The sequence below is a fragment of the Azospirillum sp. BE72 genome (assembly GCF_031455875.1).
Taxonomy (GTDB): domain Bacteria; phylum Pseudomonadota; class Alphaproteobacteria; order Azospirillales; family Azospirillaceae; genus Azospirillum.
Genome location: NZ_JAVDTO010000040.1, coordinates 1 through 4,013 on the forward strand (window position 1 = coordinate 1; position 4,013 = coordinate 4,013).

The following is a 4,013-nucleotide window of genomic DNA, read 5'->3' on the forward strand; positions in this document are numbered from 1 at the left end:
CTCGTCCGTAAAGATGCGCCGTGTCGTCGTCATTCTTGACCTCTCCGCTCCATCTGGAGCTTAGCAGAGGTGTCCACTGATTCGGAGGAGGGTCAAAGTGGCGTCCCTTGAAGTCCGACACGGCTTGGCTCCCAACAGCGTCCAGCCATTCCGCCGCCTGCCGGCAAACTTTGCAACAGAGCCGATTTGTGAACCAACATTCATATTTCCGCAAAGCGGTGTTGTTGCGAAATGGTCGTGCTTGCGGTTCTTTTCTATACTGGCCTTGTCTCGGTTCGGCACAAAGACTCTCTGTTCCCATTGAAGGTTGGCGCCCCTGCAGGATCAGCACAGGGTGGGCGCTTGGGTGAAACGCTAGGCAAACGCATTTATGTCGTTGCGCCGACAGTTTGCTGCGGCTACATTAAATATGAGATATGACTCATTATTCATTTTTACGAGGCGGGATGCCACGATCCGCCGTTCATGGGAGGGGAAAGCGTCATGCACCGTCGTTCCGTCATTGGCCTAATCGAGACAGCCGCCCTAACAGCTACGATCGCCCTATCGACACTATGAACGGTTGCTGATGCTGACGGCGCGCCGCCACACCTCGGCCGGCATACTGACGGGCGGGCAGGAGCAGATGGTGATCCTGTCGGCGGCGCTGGCCCCGGTGATCGTCCAGCAGATCTTCAGCTTCATCGGGTCCATCTGCCGCGAGCGCCGTATCATCATCCTGCTGTGCGGGGAGGTGGTGCGCAGCGGCAGGGTGGCCGAGCTTACCGCCGACCCGGCGCTGTCGACCGCCTTTCCCAGCGGGTGAGCGGCCTCGGGCTTCAGACTGAGGAACAGACATGAGCCTTCACTCTTACGACGTCATCATCATCGGCGGTGGGCCGGGCGGTTACGTGGCAGCGATCCGTGCCGCCCAGTTGGGCCTGCACACCGCCGTTGTCGAGCGTGAAAATCTCGGCGGCATCTGCCTGAATTGGGGCTGCATCCCGACCAAGGCGCTGCTGCGCTCGGCCGAGGTGCTGCGCAACGCCAAGCATGCCAACGACTACGGCTTGGTTATCCAGAACCCAGGCTTCGACCTCGACAAGGTCGTCCAGCGCTCGCGCAAGGTCGCCAACCAGCTCAACAACGGCGTCAAGCACTTGCTAAAGAAGAACAAAGTCACCGTCATCGAGGGCGCCGCCAAGCTGGCCGGCAAGGGCCTCGTCGCCGTAACCAAGGGCGAGGCCCCGGTCGGCACCTTCGGCGCCAAGCACATCATCATCGCCACCGGCGCCCGCGCCCGCGCTCTGCCGGGGCTAGAGGAAGATGGAAAGCTGGTCTGGACCTACCGCAAGGCGATGACCCCGGACGTCACGCCGAAGTCGCTGCTGGTCATCGGCTCCGGCGCCATCGGTGTCGAGTTCGCCAGCTTCTACAACGAGCTGGGCGCCAAGGTGACGGTGGTCGAGGTGATGGACCGCATCCTTCCGGTAGAGGATGAGGAAATCTCGGCGATGGCGCGCAAGTCCTTCGAGAAGCAGGGCATGCGCATCATCACCGGCGGCAAGGCCGGCAACCTGCGCAAGAGCGCCGACAGCGTCACCGTCACGGTCGAGGCCGACGGCAAGATTGAGGACATCACGGTTGACCGCATCATCGTCGCCGCTGGCATCAGCCCGAACACCAAAAACCTGGGGCTGGAAGGTACCAAGGTGAAGCTGGAACGCGGTCACATCCAGACCAACGCGATGTGCGAGACCGACGAGCCTGGCGTCTACGCCATCGGCGACGTGACCGGCGCCCCCTGGCTTGCCCACAAGGCCAGTCACGAGGGCGTCATCGTCGCCGAGCACATCGCCGGCAAGTACCCGCACGGTCTGAACATCCTCGGCATCCCCGGCTGCACCTACTCGCACCCGCAGATCGCCTCGGTCGGGCTTACGGAGAAGAAAGCCAAGGAGAAGGGCTACGAGGTCAAGGTCGGCCGCTTCCCCTTCATCGGAAATGGCAAGGCCATCGCGCTCGGAGAGACCGAGGGTATGGTCAAGACGGTGTTCGACGCCAAGACTGGCGAACTGCTCGGCGCCCACATGATCGGCGCAGAGGTAACCGAGCTGATCCAGGGCTACACCGTCGCCAAGACCATTGAGACGACGGAGGCCGAACTGATGCATACCGTCTTCCCGCACCCGACCTTATCGGAAATGATGCATGAGTCGGTACTCGCCGCGGACAACCGCGCCATTCACATCTGAGACTCTCCCTGGCCGCACCTGAACGGAACAAGCCAATGAAGATCCTCGTGCCCGTGAAAAGGGTGATCGACTACAATGTGAAGATCCGCGTCAAGGCGGATGGCAGCGGCGTCGAGACCGCCAACGTGAAGATGAGCATGAACCCCTTCGACGAGATCGCCGTCGAAGAAGCCGTGCGCCTGAAGGAAGCCGGCACGGCGACCGAGATCGTCGTGGTCTCCGTCGGCCCGACCCAGGCCCAGGAGACCCTGCGCACCGCTCTCGCCATGGGTGCCGACCGCGCCATCCTGGTGCAGACCGACGTGACGACCGAGCCGCTCGCCGTCGCCAAGGTGCTGAAGGCCCTGGTCGAGAAGGAGGCCCCCGGCCTCCTCATCCTCGGCAAGCAGGCGATCGACGACGACTGCAACCAGACCGGCCAGATGCTGGCCGCGCTGCTCGGCTGGGGCCAGGGCACCTTCGCGTCGAAGGTGGTTGCCGGCGACGGCAAGGTCGCGGTGACGCGTGAGATCGACGGCGGTCTGGAGACGGTGGAGCTCAAGCTGCCGGCGGTGGTCACTGCCGACCTGCGTCTGAACGAGCCGCGCTATGCCTCGCTGCCGAACATCATGAAGGCGAAGAAGAAGCCGCTGGAGACCGTCGCCCCGGACGCGTTGGGCGTCGACGTCGCCCCGCGCCTGACCACGGTGAAGGTCACCGAGCCGGCGAAGCGTCAGGCCGGCATCAAGGTGCCGGACGTCGCCACGCTGGTCAACAAGCTCAAGAACGAGGCACGGGTGATCTAGAGGCGATGCGGGGGTTGCTGCGCAATCGTCGGAGTGCAACCACCAGAGCAAGAGGTTCGCGTGCAAAGCACACAGTCCGCCGTTTCGGGCTATGGGGCCGAAGCCCCTCGCCTCGATGAGTTCGTGGCGCCTCCCGCCCACTTGCGCACTCACGCCGCCGGCATTCTTCTCCGGTTCCTGAATGCGCAGGATGAATGGGCGCTGAGCCGCGCGGAGATCATAGCCGCGATCAATTCCCCGGCGTTCCGGCCGATCCTTGAACAAGAGGCGAGACTTAGCACGCTCGGCCTCGCGTCAGACTGAAAGCAGAGGTTTCCAGCATATCAATCCTGGTCCTTGCGGAGCACGACAATGCCCGCCTGAAATCGGCCACGCTGAACGCCGTGGCCGCCGCCGAAAAGATCGGCGGCGACATTCACGTCTTGGTCGCCGGCAAGGGCGCACAGGCTGCTGCCGATGCCGCCGCCAAACTCACGGGCGTCGCCAAGGTATTGCTCGCCGACGATGCGGGTTATGAGCACCAACTGCCGGAAGCGATGGCCGCGCTGATTGCCGAGACGGTGAAGAACGGTTACAGCCACGTGCTGGCTCCCGCCACCTCGGCCGGCAAGAACGTGCTGCCGCGCGCGGCAGCGCTGCTGGACATGCAGCCGATCTCGGACATCCTGTCGGTCGAAAGCGCCGACACCTTCACGCGGCCGATCTATGCCGGCAACGCCATCGCCACCGTGCAGTCGGCCGATGCGGTGAAGGTGGTCACCGTCCGCACCACCGCCTTCGAGGCCACCGCCGCCACCAACAGCGCCCCGGTCGAGAGCATCGCCGCCGTGGCCGATCCCGCCCTGTCGAGCTTCGTCTCGGCCGAACTGACCAAGTCGGAGCGTCCGGAGCTGACCTCGGCCCGCATCGTCATCTCCGGCGGGCGCGGTATGCAGTCGGGCGACAACTTCCCGATGCTGGAGGCTCTGGCCGACAAGCTGGGTGCCGCCGTGGG

Annotated in this window: 4 protein-coding genes; all 4 read left to right on the forward strand. The window is 63.9% G+C overall.

From position 1 onward, the window contains the following. Positions 1-568 precede the first annotated feature (568 nt). Positions 569-805, forward strand: coding sequence for a hypothetical protein (locus J2Y49_RS32285; protein WP_098735553.1), 237 nt, complete (start codon positions 569-571; stop codon positions 803-805). Between the two features lie 31 nt (positions 806-836). Beyond that, positions 837-2,234: a dihydrolipoyl dehydrogenase gene (lpdA, locus tag J2Y49_RS32290; protein WP_098735554.1), complete on the forward strand. Its 1,398-nt coding sequence runs from the start codon at positions 837-839 to the stop codon at positions 2,232-2,234. Positions 2,235-2,269: 35 nt separating this feature from the next. Further along, on the forward strand, positions 2,270-3,019 hold the full coding sequence (locus J2Y49_RS32295; protein ID WP_310119862.1) for an electron transfer flavoprotein subunit beta/FixA family protein: 750 nt from the start codon (positions 2,270-2,272) through the stop codon (positions 3,017-3,019). A 320-nt stretch (positions 3,020-3,339) separates the two neighbouring features. Next, on the forward strand, positions 3,340-4,013 hold a 674-nt coding region (locus tag J2Y49_RS32300), incomplete at its 3' end, for an FAD-binding protein (protein WP_310119863.1).

Bases quoted from the DNA above. Each gene is read 5' to 3' on its own strand.
- J2Y49_RS32285 (WP_098735553.1), top strand. From the start codon at position 569: ATGCTGACGGCGCGCCGCCACACCTCGGCCGGCATACTGACGGGCGGG.
- lpdA (WP_098735554.1), top strand. From the start codon at position 837: ATGAGCCTTCACTCTTACGACGTCATCATCATCGGCGGTGGGCCGGGC.
- J2Y49_RS32295 (WP_310119862.1), top strand. From the start codon at position 2,270: ATGAAGATCCTCGTGCCCGTGAAAAGGGTGATCGACTACAATGTGAAG.